We start from the raw sequence: 20,394 nt of genomic DNA on the forward strand, positions 1-20,394 counted from the left end.
TTTGGAGTCTCTTGACCGGTACATGACTCATGGCCCCGCTTCGGCTGATACCATTCTTCGTGCCGAGGTAAGCAGGGTAGGTCCTGAGTTGATCCTGGCAACGAAACCATACGCCGTGGACAGCACGGCAAAAAGCTGGTGGTATCTGCTTTCCACCGCCGTGTTTCTAGCCGTGGCGGCCTGGGCACCTCTCTACATTCCTGACTGGCTGCTGGTGCTGGAGATCGCCTTCAGCGTCCTCACCGGACTGCTCCTGCTCCGTCTCTTCGTGATCTATCACGACCAGCAACACCACGCCATCCTGCCGAAGTCCAAGGTGGCCGAGTGGATGATGCGCGGCTTTGGCATCATCGCCCTGAGTCCGAGCAGCATCTGGCGCGCCTCGCACAATCATCACCACAATCATAATTCGAAGATCAAGGGCTCCCACATCGGCTCCTTCCCGATCATGACGCTGGACCATTTCCAGAAAGCCTCCAAGTCTGCCCGCTGGATCTACCTTTTCATGCGTCATCCGGTGACCATCTTTTCAGGTTACCTCACCGTCTTCATGCATGGCATGTGCCTGCGGCCCTTCATCATGAAGCCGCGTGAGCACTGGGACTGTCTCCTGGCTCTGATGCTGCATGCCGGCCTGGGGGCCTGGCTTCTGATGTTCCATGGCTGGGATGACTGGTTGCTCGTGCAGGTCATCCCGCATGCCATCGCCAGTGCCATCGGCTCCTACCTCTTTTATGCGCAGCACAATTTTCCAGACGTGTCCTTCTATGACAAGTCCGGCTGGACGTATGACCGCGCCGCGCTGGAGTCCTCCAGCCATCTGAAGACCGGCCCGGTGATGGCCTGGTTCACGGCAAACATCGGCCTGCATCACATCCATCATCTGAATGCGCGCATCCCTTTCTACCGCCTCCCTGAGGCGATGGCCGCCATTCCTGAGCTGCGGAACCCCAAGGTCACCACGCTGCTTCCCCGTGACATCCTGCGCTGTCTCCGCCTCAAGGTGTGGGACGTGAAGAAGCAGCGGATGGTCGGCCTGGACGAGTCTGATGCGTGAGGCCCTGAGGTGACGGTGACGCTGAGCCAGCAGGCATGATCACCAGAGGCCGCATTTCGGCCTGATGCGCCGGAGCTTCCAGAGCAGACGGAGATTGCCCGCTTTGCGTTTCTTAAGGCTTGTATGTCGGTCGGGGCTCGGGTTAGGAAACCGTCTCGCATGGCAATTCAGGAGAAGAAATACAAGCTGGCGGCGGGCTTTCCCGTGTCACTGCGGCGGGAGGTTGACTCAACGATCATCCAGGAAGCGGTTCAGCATTACGACCAGGGGCGTTACATCGACTCATGGCGGGTGCTGGAACCTCACGGTCCCATGCAGGCGTGGAAGAACGCTGAGGCGCTTGTCTTTGGCTGCCGTCTGGCGGGAAATCTGGCGGCGGGCCGGCTGGCGGCGCTGCTGATCCGCCGCGCGGCGCGCACGGCTCCGCATCATCCACAGGTGATCCTGCACTTCGGCTATCATCTCCAGGATTTTCGCGGCATGATGGCCGCATGGCGTCATGCGCTGGAGTCCGAGGTGCATGTGGCGCATGATCTCGAGATCCTGGCGGATCTGAAAGCGATGAGGGCGCGCATCGCCGGTAGTTACCGCGACTTCGACACGGCATGGAAGCTGTGGGAGGAAGCGGCGGTGCTGAACCCTGACAAACCCTGGCTGGGTGTCGAGAAGACCTCCATCCTGCTCAGCCAGGAGAGACGTGAGGAGGCGCTGCAAACCATCGAGGAAGCGCTTGTGCTGCGGCCGTGGTATCGCCCGGCGGTGCAGCATAAGGGACGCGTTCTGCATCTGCTGGGGCGCGGGCATGAGGCCATCCAGTTTTTGGCGGAGGCGAACGCACGCATGCAGAGTCACAGCATCGCCTGCCAGCTTCTCACCTTGAAGCGGGAGGTGGATGATCACGCGGGCATGGCGGAGCTGGTGGAGCGCATCGACTCGCTCTCCGTGCTCGCCGAGGCCGCGGAGCATGAGTGGTTGCAGGCTCGTCGCGCGGATGTGTTTTATCTGAAGGGTGACTACTCGGCTGCGGCTGCGGCGGCAGCGCAAGTTTCCGGAGACTACTACTCGGCGCTGGCCAAACGTTTGGAGCAGCCCGGCCTGCAGGCGCGTCGCGTGCGGCTGCCCTTTGAGTTTGTGCATCAAAAGCACAACACCTGCGCTCCAGCCACACTTGCAGCTGTTTCTCACTACTGGCGGAAGGAGATCACCATGGAGCAGATCGTGGATGCCATCTGCTATGATGGCACGCATGACTACTCGGAGCGCGAGTGGGCCGTGGCGAATGGTTTCGCCGTGAAGGAGTTCACGCTCACGCTGGAGTCGGTGCGGCAGTTGATCGATGCGCAGGTGCCGATCGTGCTCACGACCGTGGAGGTCACGTCCGCGCATTCGCAGGCGCTGATCGGTTATGACGATGTCCGCGAGACTCTTTTCATCCAGGATCCGGGCGAGCCACATTACCGCGAAACTTCCGCGCAGGAGTTTCTGAACAGCTACAAGCTCACCGGCCCGCGCGGGATGGCGCTGGTGCCGCAGGAGCGCGCAGAATGGCTGGCTGCGCAGTCGCTGCCGGATGAGGCCATGTATGATCTGAACCACCGCTTCAGCCTCGCGCTGGCCGCGTATGACCGGCCTGCGGCGGAAGCCGTGTGGAAGGAGATGGAGTCGGTCGATGCCGGGCATCGTCTTGTGTTGATGGGGCGGCTGTCGCTCGCGTCTTTTGATGGCAATGAAGTGGCGAGAGCAGAAGCGCTGGAGCTTTTGCAAAAAGCCTTTCCCGAGGATCCGCGCCTCTTGTACTGGAAGATCCAGTCCCTCCGCGGCCTGGGCCGCAGTGATGAGCGCCTGCGCCTGCTACGCGACTTCGTGCAGAGTGACAAATGCCAGGTCTGGGCGCTGCGCATGTATGGCGAGGAGCTTCTCGAGGACGCACGCAGCTGGCCGGAGGCACGCCGTCAGCTTCGTCGTGCGCATGTGGCATCTCCTTCTGACGCGGGAGTGCTCATCCGCATGGCGGACCTCATGCGGCGTTCACAGAAGGCCGAGCCGGATGACTATCTCACGATCTATCGCTTTGCCGCGGCGCTGTCAGACAAAGTGGAAGGCTATGCGCAAATTTGGTTCAGCCATTCGGTGAGCCTTGGCCGCATCGAGCAGGCGATCGACTGGCTGCGGCGGCGCATGCGCGCGTATGGTTCGAAATCAGCCGCGCCCTCACTGACTCTGGTGCAGGCGCTGGATGGCCTGAACCGTCCGGAGATGGTGGAGGTCATGCACGAGGCCGTGGCCATGCGGCCGGATGACGGCGAACTGCTGGTGGAGCTGGCGCGTCTGGAGACAAGGCTCGGCCACTTTGAGGAAGCCGCCTCCCTGCTGCAGCGCGCGGAGGGGAAGACCCTGCCGGCGAGGTGGCAGCGGGCGCAGGCCTTGCTGCTGCGCCGTCGTGAGGGTCCGGCGGCCGAACTAACAATGTGGCAAAATATTCTGGTGCTTGAGCCGCTGGCCTTTGATGCGCATCAGGTCGTGGCGCGCGAGCTGGCTGGCACGGGTGGAAACCTCGCGGCCATCCGGCATCTGGAGACCGTGGCGGCCCGCTTCCCGCATCACTACTCTCTCGGGCAGCTTTTGGTGCAGTGGCAGCATGACACGGATGCGGAGCTCGCGCTGCCGCAGATCCAGCGGATGATCGAGATGCATCCCACAGACCCGTGGGCGCGCCGGCAGATCGCGCTTGTGTTTCAGGATCTGGGACGTCATGAGGAGGCTCTGGCCGGGGCACGTGAAGCCGTGGCGCTGGCTCCTGACGAGGCGGCAGGTCACGCCATCCAGGGCAGGGTGCTGCAGGTCATGGCGCGTGATGCTGAAGCCGCGGAGTGTTTCCGCCAGGGCATCCGCCTGGACGTGAACTACTCCCAGAGCTTTGAGGCGCTGATCCGCACCGCCGCCGGCACAGATCTGCAGCGGAAGGAGCTGGCCTTCATCCGCTCTGAGATGATCCGTCAGGTGCTCAATGGCAGCGGTCTCCATGCGTATCGCGGGCAGGCCAGCCTGATCCTGAACCCGCATGAGTTGCATGAGGAGCTTTTGGAGGTGTGGAAAGCACGCCCTGACCTCTGGGAAGCGTGGTCGGTGCTGATCCAGCAGAAGCTGGATCTGCGCGCGCGTGAAGACGCGCTGAAACTGGCGCAGGAAGCCACGCAGCGCTTTGCCTTGTCCCCGGGAGCATGGCGTGATCTCGCGACGGTGCACCGCCATTCCGGAGACCACCCGGCGGCGCTGGAAACCATGCGCCGTGTGACCCAGATGAATCCTGACTGGCCGGACGGCTGGCTGCTGCTGGCGGAGTACCAGGAAGATGCGCGCGAGGCCGCGGCCGCGGTGCAGACGCTGCGCAATGGCGTGGCACGCCTGCCCCTGGAGCTGATGCTGCGGGGATCCCTGGCCGCGTTGCTGTGGCGCACGGGCATGCGTGAGGAGGCCTGGTCTCTGGCGGAACGAACCGCGCTGGAAGAACCCGGGGCGGACTGGGCCTGGACTCTGCTGAACAACTGGGCGGAGATCCTGCAGCGCCAGGACCGCCTGCTGGAGCTGGGGCGCTCACTCACGCGCCAGCGGCCCGGAGATGCACGCGCGTGGATGCTCCTCGCAAGGCTGCTGCCGACCCAGCACATCCAGGAGATCCTCCATGCCTTCGACCAGGCGCTGAAGATCAATCCGCATCTGGCGGATGCCTATGACTTGCGCGCGGAGACGCTTGCATCGCTGGGCCGCATTGACGAGGCGGAGGCGTCATTGAGAACGGGTCCGTGGGAGGCGGCGAACATGCCGCACAATCTCTGCGGCCGTGCCGCCTGGCTGCTGGCCGTGCGTGGAGACCTGGTGGGCGCCATCCAGCGCATGAAGATGGTGCTGGAGAAGAACAGCAACTACTACTGGGGCTGGCGCATGCTTTCCCAGTGGTCGGAGCAGCGCCGTGACATGATCAGCTGGCGCAGGGCGGCGCAGCACATGATCCAGCTCAATCCACGGTCCGCGGAGCCCTACAACGTGGCGGCAGATGCCGAGCTGCAGGCGGGCAAGCGTGACGCGGGCATCCGCCATCTGCGGGATGCGCTGCATGTGGATCCGGGTGACGTGTATGCTGCGCATCGTTTGTTAGGCTTGTTCTGGGATGCGCGAGACATGGTCGGGCTCGCGGAGGCGGCACAGGGCATGGCCACGCATGGGCATGTCGGTCTCGTACGCCGGGTGTACCTCATGCTTGCGGCCACGGAGAAGCAGGACCTCACCCAGGTCCGTGCAGACCTGGAGTGGCTGGCCACACAGCCGGACATGCTGGGGCCGATGCTCGAGCTCGTGCAGAACCGCTTCCAAGGACATAACAAAAAGCTTCACAATATCTACAACGAGGTGGTGAGCCAGGTCGCGGAGGCGGGACGCATCGGCCCCGCCTTTGCCGTGAGCTGGGTGCGCCGGCAGCACGCGCAGCGGAACTGGGCCTGCTGGCGCCAGCTCGCGTCCTGGATTCCACGCCTGGGCACACGCATCGTGCCGGCGGTGGCGGACTATCTGGATCTCATGGGGGAGGCGAAGGCGGCGAACCCGCAGCTCAAGCTCTTCATCCAGGAGCACGGGACGTTCCTGCGCGGGCATACCCTCTTGTGGAGTAAAGTTGGTTATGCATTCGCTGCCAGCGGCGAGTTCATGGACTGCGCCCAGTGGCTCCTGCCGGACTATCAGCGGCCGGATGCGGAGGCGTGGTCGCTGTCAAACCTCTGCATCAGCCTCCGGGAGATCGGTGACAAGGCGGAATCTGCCCGAGTGAGCCAGCATGTGGTGGCCATGGGGCTGCAGGATGTGAGCTGGCCCATGCATGTGGCCATTGCCGCGCATGGAGCGGCCAAGGCGGGCCAGTATGACGAGGTGAACCGGATTTTGAAACGTGAGCCCTTCCGGGGTCAGGCCTCGGAGTGGCGTGTGCTGGCCCTCGCCGCCGGTGCCTATGCGGAGGTCATGTCCACCCCGCGTGATCAGGCCCGGGCGGCCTTCATGAGGTTTCATGCCCAGGCCAAGGAGCAACTGCGCGGGACCGCTCTCAGCAAGGGTGTGCAGGATGATCTCGACCTGGCGGTGGAGAAGATGAAGGCCCACTGTGGTGTGCGGATGCCCTTTGGCAGCAGGCTCAAAGGCGGCACTCCCCGGGCCGCGCCCGCCTCCGGTGGCGGCACCACGGGTTTCGGCATGGGCATCTTCGGGCTCATCTACGTCCTATTCATGCTCATGCGGAGCTGTGACCACTCCACCAGCCAGACCATGCCGCGCCCGAGCCGGCAGGAGCTGGACCTCCTGCTGAAGCAATCACAGCAGCAGGTGGAAGCGTCCCAGCCGAACCGTGAAGAATTCGGCCTGGAGCGTCCGCCTGCCAACTCGCTCCAGGAACTGCTGGACCGGCAGAAGCGCACGGAGCTTCCGAATGATCTGCTGCTGAGGCCAAGGTGAGCTTCTGACACCCCGACTTGTCATGGTGTTCTCGGCAGCACATGAATCCGCACCCGGACATCCGCGTCACCGGGCTTGGTGGGTCCCAGATTCTCGAGGATGCCGGAGCAGCTTCCCGTGACGAAGGCGATCAAGGCGGGGGAACGCTCGCGGATCTCCGTGAAGCCACCCTTCGCAGGCAGTGATGTCCGGGCTTTCTGAAGGGCTTCGGCGAGCTGAAGATCATCGATCTGCAACCAGTCCGCACCGGAGGAAAGATCACGCGTGATCAGCGCTGCGGAGCCTTCGAAAAGCCGTAAGACACCCACCTCATCTGGATGCAGAACAAGGTCTGCGTCACGCTCGCGGAGCCAATCAGCATCATCCAAGGACAAGCGGGTGGCGCCAGAAGCAGAGTTCAGTTTCTCACGCAGGGCGGCAGGCGGCTCCAGGAGCTGTCCTCGTTTCAGGCTCAGCACGCAGCGGGCACGAGCATGAGGTGAGGGCAGGGTGACCTCGTGATTCTGAGGTGACGAGCTCGACTGAAGAATGTAGAGCCTGATGTCAGAGAGTGCCTTTTGACCGCTGATCTGCACTCCCCATCCCGTGCGGCCAATGTTCAGGGTGCCCTCCACAGCCCTGCCGGACTTGTCTTGAAGCCCTGTCAGCTCAAGCTTGGTGACCCTGCCTTTTTCCGGCAGTTTGAGCTGGCCCGGCTGCATGCTGTGATGAAAGCCGGCAGTGGCCAGACGGATGTTGAGCTGGCGCTGCACCTGACGGGCAAACTCGGCTTCAGGAATGACGCGCTGCGTCGTGGCCGGGCGGGCGGAAAATACCTGCCACAGCACCAGCAGGCCGATGAGTAGCGTCATCCCTGAGAGCGCCATCTTCAGGCTGAGGTGCGGACTGCCAGATGGCAGGGCGGCGGTGCGTGGAGTGCGGCGGAGCTTCCTCCAGACCAGGAACCAGCCTGCCACCCAGAGCGTGCCCACTACTGCCGCCGTGGTGTGTGTGACGAAAGAAATCTCCGGCAGGGTGACATCCAGAGAACCGTCCGGCAGGCGGGTGTAGGTGCTGAAGTGATTCAGCAGCGAACTTCCGAGGAGGAAGGCGACCACCAGCGAGATCATATAGAGCGGCAGTGTCAGCGCTGCCGCCGTGGCCAGACCCAGTCCATGCAGGCGGCTTTCAGAACAGCGGATCCGGTTCAACGCAGTCCAGCCAAACAGGCTGGCCAGGACCGCCAGGATGCCCACCTTCACCGCACCGATGGTCATCATCATGGCGGTGTCACCGCTGGAATCCGAGTGCGTGAGGAGCCTGTCGAGGGTCATGGAGGCCAGGGAACCGGCCAGCCAGAGCACGAGCACCAGCAGCAGTCCACCGCTCAAGGCATGGCCCGAGAGCCTGCTGCGCGTGTCCCCTGGCTGATTCTGGTCCGCATACGGGAGACGCTGCGCCACGGGGATGGAGTAGAGGATGGGAGAGAGCGTGTGCTCGAAGCGGAACAAGGTGGTCCCGAGGCTCAGCATGATCAGGCTGAGGACGAAGTCAGACCAACGGATGGCCGCCCAAGGGTCTGCGCCGGAGAGGGAGGCGAGTTTCCAGAGCTGCGGGAACCATTGATAGAGCCGGACAACTGCGAAACCAATGATCGTTAGGCCCGCCAGCCTGGCCGCGATGCCGGTGATCTCCCTTTTCTGGCGCGGCGGCAGAGTGAGCGGGCGGTAGCTGGCGCGGATGAAGACATCATGACGCCGGACCAGCAACCATGCGGCCATGCCGAGCGTCAGGGCCGATGGCAGGCGGTCCGCAAGCCGGGCGAGGAATTTTCCCAAAATGAAGCCGTCAGGCCATGGCCGAATGACTGCAGACACGAGTGCCAGCGCGGTCATGCCGGCAAAAATCCAGCCTGCGATTTTCAACAGTCTGCCGAACCAATGTTGATACTTTTCTCGGGAATGGACGGTGTGGGTGACGAGGCTCGTGGAGAGAGTGGCCAGATGCGTGCGCAGCTCCTGGATGGTCTGGTAACGTTGCTCGGGATTCCGCTCCAGTGCGCGGCGGACGATTTCATCCAGACGTGTGTCCACGGCGGCCGTTTGTGAGGGTGGCTGGAGCTGCTCGGTGGGAAGGCGGCCTGTCAGCAGCTCATACAAGACCACGCCGAGGGAGTAGATGTCCGCGCGGTGATCCGCGCGCACATCCGCATGACGCTGCTCGGGCGCCATGTATTGCGGAGTGCCGGCGATGATGGTGCTGCGCGGGCTGGCGGCGGGGGTGCTTTCTTCCGTGCTCCCTGCCTCATGACGGCTCATCATCCTGGCGATGCCGAAGTCAGCGATCTTCACGCGCCCTGCCTTGTCCATGAGCAGGTTCTCCGGCTTGATGTCCCGGTGGACGATACCGTGCTCATGGGCGTATTGCAGCGCTTCGCAAATGGGAGGCACGATGGCGAGCGCCTGCTCCGGATTAAGATGAGATCCCTGCATGGCCTGGCGGAGATTCACTCCGTCCACGAACTCCATGAGCAGGTAGTAGAAGCCGCCGGACTCACCGAAATCATGCACGGTGACGATGCTCGGATGGTTCAGCGCGGCGAGAGCACGCGCCTCATGGGCGAAGCGCTCGGCGAAGGTCGCGTCCTTTGTCTGCTCCGGAGCCAGCAGCTTGAGCGCCACCAGGCGGGCGAGCGTCTTTTGCCGCGCCTTGTAGACCACGCCCATGCCGCCACGGCCGATGCATTCGAGGATCTCGAGCTGTGGAAAGTGTGCTGCCAGGTCCGCAGGCGCTAGCGGCTTTTGTGGAGCGATGACCGGAAGTGTCTCGTCCATGGTCGGACTCATGGCCACATCCATGAGACAAATGGCGCAGAGGCCGGGCTGGAAACCTGCAGGCAGAGGCCCGTCACAACGGGTGCAGAAGAGATGGGAGGGAGGAGCAGTCTGGCTCATGCGGTCTGCCTGACGTGTGCGGCGGGAAAGGTTGCGAAAAATATAAAGATCAACGGCTTCTCAAGGCGGAGAAGAGCACCTGCATCTCCTCATCGACTGCGGAATCATCATCCAGGGTGACGGCAATCTCGGCCTTCACCAGTGCGCGGAAACGCTGCCTCAGACGGTGCGTGGCGGCCTTGAGCGTGTTCACATTCATGCCCAGAGATTCCGCCAGCGCGGCCTGGTCTCCATGCGCTGCCTCGCCGCTTAACCAAGGTTGCAACCGCGCAAAGGCATCGCCCTTGCCCTCGGCGGCCTGCTCCTGGCGCAGCGCCTCCATGGCACGGGCAAGGACAGTATGAGCCCACTCGCGATCAAAGGCTTCATCCGGAGAGATCTGCGCGGGGTCCGCGAGCGCGGGAGTTTCTTCATCGTCCACGGAGATAGGGGTTTCGCCTCCACCTCTCCGCAGTCGCAGCGCTGCCTCGCGCTGATGCGAAAGAAAATGCTTCACGGCACCCAGCAGATAGGAGCGGAAGCGCCCTCGTGACTGCTCCGCATGGTTGATGGCCCTGCCGGCGAGGACGATGGCGAAAAAGTCATGGGCCAGATCCCTCGCTGCATCCTCCTGGCGTCCTTCCCGGCGCAGAAAGGAGATCACCGGTGAGTAATAGGCCGCGCAAAGCTGCTGGAGAGCCTCCTGACCTTGGGCGGAAGGCTCCCGTGCCAGCACCACGCGGCTCCAGCGGGTGGTGTGAAAGGCAGCGGAGGTCGGCGGAGGCATGGAAATGAGCATACTGATACTCCAGACGGATCGGAAGCCATTCGTTGCGCGGGAAATCTACTCGCGGTGGAGTCGGCTGCTCCGCCGGAGGTGTCGCTTTCGTCACGCTCGGGGCTTTGAGTCTGGGGGCGGATGCCGCATCCGCTTCCGTCGTGTCGCCAATTCACATCATTGATGCCATCGGGCCGTTCTTCCGCGGCTACGACCGGCGTGTGATCAACTGGTCCAAGATCCCCTGGGATCATGTGGGCCGGCAGGGCGCGGCGTGGTGGGAGCAGGTGTGCCGGGACCTGAACGTGCTGGCACGGCAGGCAGCGAGCTGGGGATTTAACACAGTCTCCATCGATGACGTGGCGCATCTGGCGCTGCATGACATGGTCGAACCGGATGTGCGGCACCGGATCGAGCGCTATCGCGCGGAGATGCGGCGCTGCTTTGCGGTGCTGAAGAAGGCAGGTCTGAACATCCACGTGACCATGGATGTCTTCTCGGCCACGCCATGGCTGAAGAAGAGCCTTCGCATCGCCCGCAAGCCGGTGAACGTCTATCTCGCGGAGCTGATGGACCGCTTCCTCACGGACTTCCCGGAGGTGTCAGGCATCATCGTCCGCATCGGTGAATCCGACGGCAAAGACGTGAAGGATGACTTTCACAGCCAGCTCGTCATTCAAACCCCGGAGCAGGCCCGTGAGTTCCTGCTCGCGCTGCTGCCCACGTTTGAAAAGCATCAGCGCCTCATGGTCTTCCGCACCTGGACGGTGGGTGCCTATCCCATCGGCGATCTCATGTGGCATCGCGATACTTTCTCACGCGTGTTTGATAGCATCGTTAGTTCGGCGCTGGTGGTCTCGATGAAGTATGGCGAGAGTGATTTCTTCCGTTACCTGCCGCTGAACCGGAACTTCTTCCGCACCTCATTGCCGAAGATCGTGGAGCTGCAGACCCGTCGCGAGTATGAAGGCTGCGGCGAGTATCCCAGCCCCACCGGCTGGATGTATGAGGAGTATGCGCGCGAGCTGCGGCAGGCGGAGAATGTGATCGGCTGCATGGTGTGGTGCCAGACCGGTGGATGGGTGCCCTTTCGCAGGCTGGCTTTTCTGGATGCGGAGGCGGTGTGGACGGACCTCAACACCTTCGTCACCATCCGTGTGATGAAGGATGGCGCGCTGGTGGAGGATGCCGTGCGCGCCTTTGCGAAGGAGCGCCGGCTAGGCGATGCGGACGCCTTGCTTGAGCTTCTGCGCCTCGCGGACGAATGCATCCGCGAGCTGCTCTACATCGAGGAATATGCACGGCAGAAGCTCTTCTTCCGTCGTGTGCGCATTCCACCGATGCTGCAGGTCTATTGGGGGAACATTTTTGTCTCTCACAGCCTGCGCCGCCTGCTGCGCTACTTCGTGCGTGATGCAGATGCAGCGCTGCGCAGTGCGCGGAGATGTCTCGACAATCTGGACCGCATGATGGAGCTGGCGGAGCGCGCTCATGTACCGGTGAAGGACATCGAGTACATGCGTGACACCTTCCGCCTGCTGGCACTTTCGCGGGAGTACTACTTTGCCGAGGACTCGGCGGATATTGAACCGCGCATCCTCGCGGCGAAGGTCGAGTACAAGACCAAGTATGCGAAGCGGGGTCTGCGGCCTCGCTATCGCATCAAGACGGACTTCAAGCCGCTGCTGCTGAACCCGCGCTACCTTGCGTGGGCCGTGCAGTTCCTCATGCGCCGTCAGCGCGGCTATCGAGTCGTGGATCGCATTGTCGTGCTCGATGGCCTCTCGCTGATCTACCGTTTCATCGCGGCGCGCAAACCGCACTGGATCCCTGGCTTCGCCTCCAAAAGCGCGATGGGCGTGGATGTGGTGTTCAAGTAGCGGAGCTAGCTCGATGAGCGCTTCGGCCTGGTGAGAAAGAAGAGCAGCACGCCGAGCAGCGCGACGAAGCAAGTGGCGGCGGTCAGCACCGTGAGCACGAGATCACGCAGATCCTTGTTGGGGATGAAGCCCAGCTTGTGGAAGTTCGTGAAGATGCGCGCCTCGAACTGGCGCTCATCATCCGTGTGCCGCGTGACGCTGCCGGTGGTGGTGGACACGTAGACACGCGTGTGCAGCGCATCATCGATGTCATAACGATACACCGGCAGAATGCGGAAGATGTTGATGTACTCCGTGTTGAAGCTGGTGAGGAAGTCCGTCTTCTTCACTGGCACACCCGCGAGGAAGGCGCTGGCGATCTGCGCGGCATAGGCCTCGTCCTGCGCCGGGTCCACACGGCCGTCCACCGCGCTCACGTATTGCGCGGCGCGGCTGCTGGCGGTGTAGATCTGATACCAGGGCTGCATGCCGATGCTGCGCACATTGATCGCGGCGATGCCCTGCGCCGCATCAGGCAGACGTGCCGCGGCATCCGCCGGGCTGATCTTGATCAACGACGGGTCCAGCGTACCCGTGGGCCGCGCCGGAGGCGGCGGGAGCTGGGTGCGGGTCATCACGTTATGGATGACGCCGCTGCCCGCAGACATGAGGATGGTGAGACTGAAGGCAAGGCCCAACCAGCGGTGGGCCTTGCGAACGAAATGTTTGTTCATGCTATTTTGAGAGATGAGAGGTCACCACTTCCATTCCACGCCCGCGTAGACGGCACGGCCATCACCCGGGAAGTAAGCGGCGGTGGCCGGGGTTGCCGTTTTGAACACGCCGGTGGTGGCCACATAGTCCTGGTCCAGCAGGTTGCGCACTTCGACGAAGAAGGAAGGGCCTTTTGGGCGGCGGACGCCTAACTTGAAGCCCAACAAGGCATAGCCGCCAGCGCTCTGGGTGTTGTCCAGGTCCACGAAGTAAGACTGTGGTGCCCACTCCACATTCGGACCTGCATAGAAACCGCAGGGATGCTCATAGACCAGCTCCGCACGGTAGTAGTGGCGCGGCACGCCGGGCAGGTCGTTGTCGCCAAACGCACCATCACCATCGAAGCGGAAGTCATTGAGGAGATAGGTCTGGCGGAGCAGCACGCGGTCGCCCTTCTTGTCGCCGTCCGCCTGGGCGAAGAGGCCGCGGGCGAGATCCACATCCAGCGCGGCTTCAATGCCCTGGTGGATGGTGCGTCCGGCATTCACGGTCTGCGTGGCGCTCACGCCAGGAATGCCGAGGGCGAGAAGCTCGTCATCGATCCAGGAGTAGTACCAGACGAGGTCCCAGCGCATGCGGTCCGTGCGGCCACGTGTGCCGACCTCCACCGTGGTGCCCCATTGAGCGCTGAGGTCCACCAGGCCCGGTGCGGCACCGGCGGCGGTGAGCTCGCCAAAGGAAGGCGGCTCAAAGCTGCGGCTCACATTCACAAACACCTGCTTGTCCTTCTGCGGCTCCCAGATCACGCCGGCCTTCGGGCTGAAGCCCCAGTAGTCACGGGAGGCGGTGTTGTCCGCGCCGAAGATCGTCTCCTCATCAAACTCACGGCTGGCAAAGGTGCCCTGCGCGCCGAGAACGAGCGAGAAGGTGTCGGTGAGATGGAAGGTGTCCTGCAAATACAGGTCCACGTTGGAGGAGGTCAGCTCGTTGTCCGCTGTGCGCGCACCGCGTCTGCCGCCGATGTTGAGGAAGCGATTGTCCTGAGTGACGCCATACACCGCGCCGAGACCGAGGGTGAAGTGGTTGTCATGACCGAAGAGTGTGGCCGTGTTGTCATAGCGCACATCGATGCCGAGGTCGTTGCTGAGCTGGTCGATGACCTGGAAGATCGGATGATCGAGATCCTTCCACGACCAGAAGCTGCTGACGGTGAGTGTCTGCGTGTCGCCATCCGTGATCGTGGTTTTGTTCGCGATGCGGAAGAGGCGGAAGTCACGCTTCTGCCTGCCGGCCACGTTGCCTGCATTCGCCTGCTGCGGATTGCGCTGGAACTGATCCTTGGTGATGGAGCCCGGCAGCTCTGAGTCCGTGTTCACATAGGTGAAGTAGAAGCGTGTCTCGATGGCATCGCTGATGCGGTGGCCGATGTTCGCAAACAAGCGCTGGCTGGACTGCTGGCTGTAATCGCGGAAGCCGTTGCTGAAACTTGTGGTTAGGCTGACATAGTAGTCGTTGTCGCCATAAACACCACCGGAGCTGAGCTGGGTGCGGAGCGTGTCAAAGCTGCCCACCTCCACGCGCGCCTGGGCGGCAGGGGCATCATGGCCGGTCATGGAGACGAAGTTGATCGCGCCGCCCAGCGTGGTGGAGCCGTATTGCAGGCCGTTGGCACCACGATAGACCTCCACATAGCTGGCTGCCATGGGCTCCACGGCCTGCATGTCAAAACCACCATCCGCGAGGTTCAGCGGCGAGCCATCCTGCAGCAGCTTGATGCCGCGACCATGGAAGGTGCGCTGCACGCCGGAGCCTCGGATGGACAGCCGGCTTTCCTCCGCACCGAAGCGCGGCTGGATGAACACACCGGGAGCGAAGTCGAGCGCATCCTTCAAAGTGGAGGCGCGGCCGCGTTTGTAGTCCTCCGCATCCACGACGGCCACACCGCCGGGGATGGTGGCATTCATCAGCTCGCGCTTGGTCTCGAGCGTCGGTGTGGTAAGGGATTCTCGATCCGCTGTGACGGTGATGGTCGGCAGGGTTTCGACGTTCTGCGGCTCCTGGGCCGCCAAGGTGAGAGGTGCGCTGACAAGCGCGAAAAGAGGTAGGAAAGATTTCATGAAGACAGGTCAGGTGACGGGAGGGCTGGAAGCACGGCACGTGGGCGCCAACGGGCGCAATGCATGTGCGATGACACCGCCAAAGCAGCGGCGTGCCGGATGGATTGATGGATCTCTGGGAGCCCCCGGCTTCAGCCGGAACGGGCAGGTCAGTGATGATGTCTCCACTGGGCCCACGACTGCCGGGACATGTCCCGGAAACGTGATGGCAGGGAAACTCAGTCGATGCCTGAACGCAGTGCTCCAGGGATCAGCAGCCTGCCTCAGGCGGTGGAGTCACCGGACGTTCATGACGTGCCGCAGCGATGCTGGAGACCGTGCTCCAGGCCTGCGGTGTCTCAGAAGGAAAAACAAACGTTGGAACAGAAACCAGGGCCAGCGTGAGTTTCAGCTCTTTCACCTTGGCAGGTGGTGTCTGGCCATCCGCAGGTGTCTGCTCGCTCTTCACACCCTTGTTCACCAGCTTACACATGGGGCAGGGGTGCTCGCCGTCAAAGGTCTCGCTGAGGCCCGTGACCACACCTTTCTCCACGGAATAAGTCACGGCCATGCCCACCCAGGCGGCGGATTGCAAGACCACCCAGTGCAGCCCGATGGAGACACACAGCGCCAGCACGACCAGTCCGCGCGCGAAGCGGGCAAGGCAGTGATGCTGGTTCAGTCGGGAGGACATGCGGGAGAAATAAAAGAGACCAGTCGCGGACGAATGTCAAAACTCGTTTCGTGCCGGGTTCATAAGAGATGGGGAAATGTGGTCAAGGTGGATGACCTGCCGACGATGGCCCTGGTCGTATTTCACATAGACTTTGACGCGGGAATCTGGTAGGCGGAATCGTTTAGGATCAACCATGAACCTTCGTGCTCTCTTCCTCCTGCCTGTTCTCCTCGGCCTGAGTCATGCGGATGATTCCGCGCGCTTGTGCAAGCTGCTAGCGAAAGGCGGTACGGTGACGATTCCGGCTGGAGACTATCATCTCGAGGGAGTGAAGCCTCTGCCACTGGCTTCAAACATGACCGTGTTTGCGCATGGGGCGCGCTTCATTTTGCCGGAGACACTGCCAGACAAGGCACGCCTGGTTTTGTTTGCTGGAGAGAACATCACGCACTTCACATGGCAGGGCGGCGAGTTCATCGGGCATGTGTTTGATCCGGCGAAGAAGGACAATGTGTGGGAGCCGAATGCGAACACGAAGGGCATCGAGATCACGACCACGAAAGAAGGCGGCACGCATGACATCTTCTTCCGCGATGTGAGATCCAACGGCATGGCTGGAGCCGTGGTGGGTGTACATGGCCTGTATGGAAAAAAGGAGAACGAGGTGACCTCCTATGCCGAGCGCGTGGCGGTGGAGAGCTGCACGCTGCTGCGCAGCGGCAAGTTCATGTGGGACTACGGCTACCTCTGGCAGATCATGACCTTCCCGGAGGCTTATGAACCCTGGGAAGTGGAGCGTGCCAAGAAGTACTTCCGCATGGATCTGGTGCGCGAGATCACGATCACTGCGGGTGATGACCGCGTGAAGCTGGACAACACCGTGCGGCCCATCGCTGTGAGTGTGAATGACGAGCCGAAGGAAGCACTGACCTTCATGGGTGAAAAATTGCCTAACAACATCATTCGCGGCCGCCAGTATTTCGTGGTCGATTCAGGGAAGGATTTCATCAAGATCGCCGACAAGCCGCAAGGAGAGGCGATCCGATTTAAAGATGCTGGCGGAGGCCAGCTGGCCTTCAACATCAGCGGCACCTATCTCGGGGCTTATGCGCCCACGGGCAGCGGCCCGGGGAAAGGTGCGTTTGATATCGTTGGCGCACGCGATGTGCGGGTCACGGGCTGCCAGCTTAGTGCCATTGGCGACACGATGCATATCCAGCGCTGCCGCAATGTGGTGTTTGCGAACAACCACATCATCGGCAGCCGCATGGGCGCCTTCTTCCTGGCGGAGTATTGCCAGAACGCCACCATCACCGGCAACCTCGTGGATGGCACGAACGGCAGCCGCGTGATCAGCGTGGAGAAAAGCTGCACGGACGTGACCATGACCGGCAACACCTTCCGCAATGGCGGTCGTGGTGCCTGGATCAACCAGCCTGTGAATTTCGTCATGACGGGGAATGTCTTCATTAACAACACCACGAAGAACGAGACGGATATGCGCCGCGGAAGGATCGCCTATCAAACCGCGAAACCCGGCACGTTCCCCGAGCTCTACTTCACGCTCTATGAACCCGGTGCCACCTATGGCCCCGCCATTGTGCGTGATAACATTTTCATCCTCGGCGAATCCGCCCCCGATGAAGCCGTGACCTTTGCCCCCAACGGCAAAGACATCCTCTTCACCGGCAACATCTTCCGAACCAAAAGCGCGACCATCGTCGTCGACCCGACCTGCACGAACACCCTCGTCGACCAAAATCCCGGCGCGAAGACCGTGATCAAGGCGGTGGATTTTAATCACGGGCGGAGATAGTCACATCCATACCACCATTGGAGAAGGTGATCCCGCGCGAGTTCTTTGCTTCGCGTGAGATTGTCTGCATAGTCAGACGAATGCTCCTCACTCGCGACGATCTCATTCTCACGGACGAACAGAACCGTTTTGATGTGCCTGCCATCGCGGCATTGATTCAAAACACGTACTGGGCTTCTCATCGCGGTGTGGAGCAGATCGCGGCGTCGCTGAGGAGCTCGACCTGCCTCGCTTTGATGCGAGGTGAGAAGACGCTGGGTTTTGTGCGGGCGATCACGGATCATTCAGTGAACTCCTACATCTGTGACTTCGTCATCGCGGAGGAGTGTCGCGGGCAGAAACTCGGCACGTGGATGCTGGAGGTGCTGATGGCGCATCCGGACCTGGTGCGGACGAGCCAATTGTTGATCACGAAAGACGCGGCGGCCTTTTATGAGCAGCACGGCTTTGCCGAGCATCCCTATGTCTGCATGAAGCGGCCCACCCAAGCATGGTCATGATTTTGATATGAACCCTCGACTGACAGCCATTCACATCTCTCCTGCAGCCACCGTGCTGCCTCACAGCGTTAGCGAAGTGGAGGCGCGGGCGAATCGCGGGCTGGTGGGAGATCGCTATTATGAAAACGCTGGCACCTTCTCTGGGGCGGATCCGAAGGGTCCCGGAAGAGAGGTCACGCTGATCGAGGCCGAAGTGTTGGCGGAGTTGCAGCTTTCTGCCGAAGAAGCGCGGCGGAATCTGGTGACCTCCGGGATTCGTCTGAACGAACTTGTGGGCAGGCAGTTTCGCGTGGGTGAGGTGCTCGTTGAGGGCATCCGCCTTTGTCCGCCGTGCACGCATCTGGATCGTGTGACGGGCAAGGAACTCCTCAAGCCGCTGGCGGACAAGGGCGGCCTGCGTGCGAACCTTCTCAGTGATGGTGTGATCCGCGTGGGAGATGCCGTGGAGCCTTTGCCTCTTCGTCTTCGTCGTTTGAATGCGGTGGATGAAACCCAGATCGCGCAGCTAGCCGATGTGCTGATGGACTGCGTGGAAGGTGGTGCCTCGGTGAGCTTCATGCAGCCACTCACCCGGGAGCGTGCACTGGCCTTCTGGCAAAAGGTGTCTGCGGATGTCTCGGCAGGCAAGCGGGCACTGATGGTGGCGGAGGATGCGGAAGGGATCTGCGGCACTGTGCAGCTCATCTTTGACCTACCGGAGAATCAGCCGCACCGCGCGGATCTGGCGAAGATGCTGGTGCGTCGTCGGGCCAGGCGACAGGGTCTGGGTGAGTTGCTGATGCGTACGGCGGAGGTTGCGGCACGGGAAAGCGGGAAGACGCTGCTGGTGCTCGATTGCGTGACCGGCGGGGATGCGGAGCGGCTGTACCAGCGCCTGGGCTGGGTGCGGGTGGGAGATATCCCGGACTTCGCTTTGTTCCCAGAGGGCGGGCTTTGCAGCACGACGTATTATTACCGGCGGGTTTGAGGGAGGATTCAAGATCCCTTGGACTCCGTCCACCCCATTGGAATGGGGTGGTACGACGGGGCCGGACGTAGAACCCCATTCCAATGGGGTTTCATCTGCGATTCATGGGTGAGTTTGAGCACGCGCCGGAGTGCCGAATCCCGGTCTGGCCTGATGGCTTGGGCCATGCGCGCCCTTGCGCATGAACGCTTTCCGCCTATCTAGCGCGCCCTTCGTATGCACCGCTTCCATTACAACCAGGGTCAGCTCTTCTGTGAAAACGTCAGCCTTCAGTCGCTGGCGGAGAAACACGGCACCCCTCTTTACGTCTATTCCAAAGGCACGATCACCGACCACTTCACGCGTCTCGACGCGGCGCTCGGTGAGCTGGACCATCTGATCTGCTACGCGGTGAAGGCGAACTCGAACCTCTCCGTACTCTCCACCATCGCGAAGCTGGGCGGCGGTTTCGACATTGTCTCCGCAGGCGAGCTTTACCGCGTGATCAAGGCCGGTGGTGACGCCAGCAAGTGCACCTTCGCCGGTGTGGGCAAGACGCGTGACGAGATCGAGTATGCGCTGAGCCAGGGCATCTACTGTTTCAATGCGGAGTCCGAGGCTGAACTCGAGTTCATCAATGAAGTCGCGGGCAAGCTGGGCAAGAAGGCCCCGGTGGCCGTGCGCGTGAACCCGAACGTGGACGCGAAGACTCACGCCAAGATCACGACAGGCAAGAGCGAGAACAAATTCGGCATCGATTTCGACCGCATCGGCGCGGTGTATGCGCGCATCGCCAATGAGATGCCGAATCTCATCATCAAGGGCCTGCAGATGCACATCGGCTCCCAGCTCACCAGCGTGGATCCCTTTGTGGAAGCCGTGAAGAAGGTGAGCCCGCTCGTGGCTGAGATGAAGGAGAAGTATAACCTGCAGTTCTTCAGCATCGGTGGCGGCATCGGCATCAACTACCGCCAGAGCCTCGACTCCGGTGACGCTGGCTGGTGGGAGAAAAACAGCGCCGAGCAGCATCCGCTGACGATCCAGAAGTATGCCGATTCCGTGGTTCCGCTGCTGAAGCCGCTGGGCATCCGCATCCTCTGCGAGCCAGGCCGCTTTATGGTGGGTAATGCAGGAGCGCTCCTCACGCAGGTGCTGTTTGAGAAGCGCGGCGGTGCCAAGATCTTCAAGATCGTGGACGCCGGCATGAACGACCTCATCCGCCCGACGCTGTATGAAGGCTGGCACCAGATCGTGCCGCTGAAGCAGGTTGAAGGCGAAGTGGAGAAAGTCGACATCGTCGGCCCGATCTGTGAGACGGGTGACTACCTGGCGCAGGATCGTGAAGTGGCTCCGGTGAAGGCCGGGGACTACATCGCCGCGATGAGCGCTGGCGCCTATGGCTTCAGCATGGCCTCCAACTACAACACCCGCCCGATGCCTGCCGAGATCCTCGTGGATGACAGCCAGGCCCACGTGGTGCGTGACCGCCAGACTCTGGATGATGTGCTCAAGGGCGAGCATGTGGTCTGAGTCTAGGTAGATTG

At 61.9% G+C, this 20,394-nt stretch carries 12 protein-coding genes and 1 pseudogene; 8 read left to right on the top strand and 5 right to left on the bottom strand.

What is annotated here, in order from left to right:
- The first annotated feature begins 22 nt into the window (after positions 1-22).
- Positions 23-1,057, top strand: a complete 1,035-nt coding sequence (locus BGE01nite_RS03450; protein WP_146848868.1) for a fatty acid desaturase family protein — start codon at positions 23-25, stop codon at positions 1,055-1,057.
- 159 nt (positions 1,058-1,216) lie between these two features.
- Positions 1,217-6,553 (top strand): tetratricopeptide repeat protein, encoded by a 5,337-nt coding sequence (locus BGE01nite_RS03455; RefSeq protein WP_170266562.1) that lies wholly within the window; start codon positions 1,217-1,219, stop codon positions 6,551-6,553.
- Between the two features lie 20 nt (positions 6,554-6,573).
- On the opposite strand, the gene BGE01nite_RS03460 is transcribed toward BGE01nite_RS03455, so the two are convergent.
- Both BGE01nite_RS03460 and BGE01nite_RS03465 read right to left on the bottom strand, forming a co-directional pair.
- Entirely contained in the window at positions 6,574-9,486 is a 2,913-nt protein-coding gene (locus BGE01nite_RS03460) for a serine/threonine-protein kinase (RefSeq protein ID WP_146848870.1), read from the bottom strand.
- 49 nt (positions 9,487-9,535) lie between these two features.
- The gene (locus BGE01nite_RS03465; RefSeq protein WP_246145660.1) at positions 9,536-10,252 is read right to left on the bottom strand and encodes an RNA polymerase sigma factor; all 717 of its coding nucleotides are present in this window, start codon (positions 10,250-10,252) and stop codon (positions 9,536-9,538) included.
- 152 nt (positions 10,253-10,404) lie between these two features.
- On the opposite strand from BGE01nite_RS03465, the gene BGE01nite_RS03470 reads away from it, so the two are divergent.
- Positions 10,405-12,123 (top strand): hypothetical protein, encoded by a 1,719-nt coding sequence (locus BGE01nite_RS03470; protein ID WP_146848872.1) that lies wholly within the window; start codon positions 10,405-10,407, stop codon positions 12,121-12,123.
- A 5-nt stretch (positions 12,124-12,128) separates the two neighbouring features.
- Here the strand turns inward: BGE01nite_RS03470 and BGE01nite_RS03475 are convergent, their stop codons facing one another.
- The 3 genes from BGE01nite_RS03475 to BGE01nite_RS03485 all read right to left on the bottom strand — a co-directional run bounded on the left by BGE01nite_RS03475 (position 12,129) and on the right by BGE01nite_RS03485 (position 15,606).
- Complete coding sequence (locus BGE01nite_RS03475) at positions 12,129-12,836, bottom strand: PepSY domain-containing protein (protein WP_146848873.1); 708 nt, start codon at positions 12,834-12,836, stop codon at positions 12,129-12,131.
- Between the two features lie 21 nt (positions 12,837-12,857).
- The gene (locus tag BGE01nite_RS03480) at positions 12,858-14,933 is read right to left on the bottom strand and encodes a TonB-dependent receptor family protein (RefSeq protein ID WP_146848874.1); all 2,076 of its coding nucleotides are present in this window, start codon (positions 14,931-14,933) and stop codon (positions 12,858-12,860) included.
- A 250-nt stretch (positions 14,934-15,183) separates the two neighbouring features.
- Positions 15,184-15,606 carry a hypothetical protein gene (locus BGE01nite_RS03485; protein WP_146848875.1) on the bottom strand — a complete coding sequence of 141 codons (423 nt, stop codon included), beginning with the start codon at positions 15,604-15,606 and terminating at the stop codon, positions 15,184-15,186.
- 175 nt (positions 15,607-15,781) lie between these two features.
- Here BGE01nite_RS03485 and BGE01nite_RS03490 point away from each other — a divergent pair, with 175 nt between their 5' ends.
- From BGE01nite_RS03490 to lysA, 5 genes and pseudogenes are all read left to right on the top strand, one after another.
- Entirely contained in the window at positions 15,782-17,404 is a 1,623-nt protein-coding gene (locus BGE01nite_RS03490) for a NosD domain-containing protein (RefSeq protein ID WP_146848876.1), read from the top strand.
- 80 nt (positions 17,405-17,484) lie between these two features.
- Positions 17,485-17,904, top strand: a complete 420-nt coding sequence (locus BGE01nite_RS03495; protein ID WP_146848877.1) for a GNAT family N-acetyltransferase — start codon at positions 17,485-17,487, stop codon at positions 17,902-17,904.
- Positions 17,905-17,911: 7 nt separating this feature from the next.
- Positions 17,912-18,340: pseudogene (locus BGE01nite_RS29790) on the top strand (MOSC domain-containing protein); the annotation flags it as partial.
- A 6-nt stretch (positions 18,341-18,346) separates the two neighbouring features.
- Positions 18,347-18,871 carry a GNAT family N-acetyltransferase gene (locus BGE01nite_RS29795; protein ID WP_343203733.1) on the top strand — a complete coding sequence of 175 codons (525 nt, stop codon included), beginning with the start codon at positions 18,347-18,349 and terminating at the stop codon, positions 18,869-18,871.
- 216 nt (positions 18,872-19,087) lie between these two features.
- Complete coding sequence (gene lysA / locus BGE01nite_RS03505; RefSeq protein WP_146848878.1) at positions 19,088-20,380, top strand: diaminopimelate decarboxylase; 1,293 nt, start codon at positions 19,088-19,090, stop codon at positions 20,378-20,380.
- Positions 20,381-20,394: the final 14 nt, after the last annotated feature.

The sequence above is a fragment of the Prosthecobacter gellanilyticus genome (genome assembly GCF_007992435.1).
In the GTDB taxonomy this organism is placed as follows: Bacteria; Verrucomicrobiota; Verrucomicrobiia; order Verrucomicrobiales; family Verrucomicrobiaceae; genus Prosthecobacter; species Prosthecobacter gellanilyticus.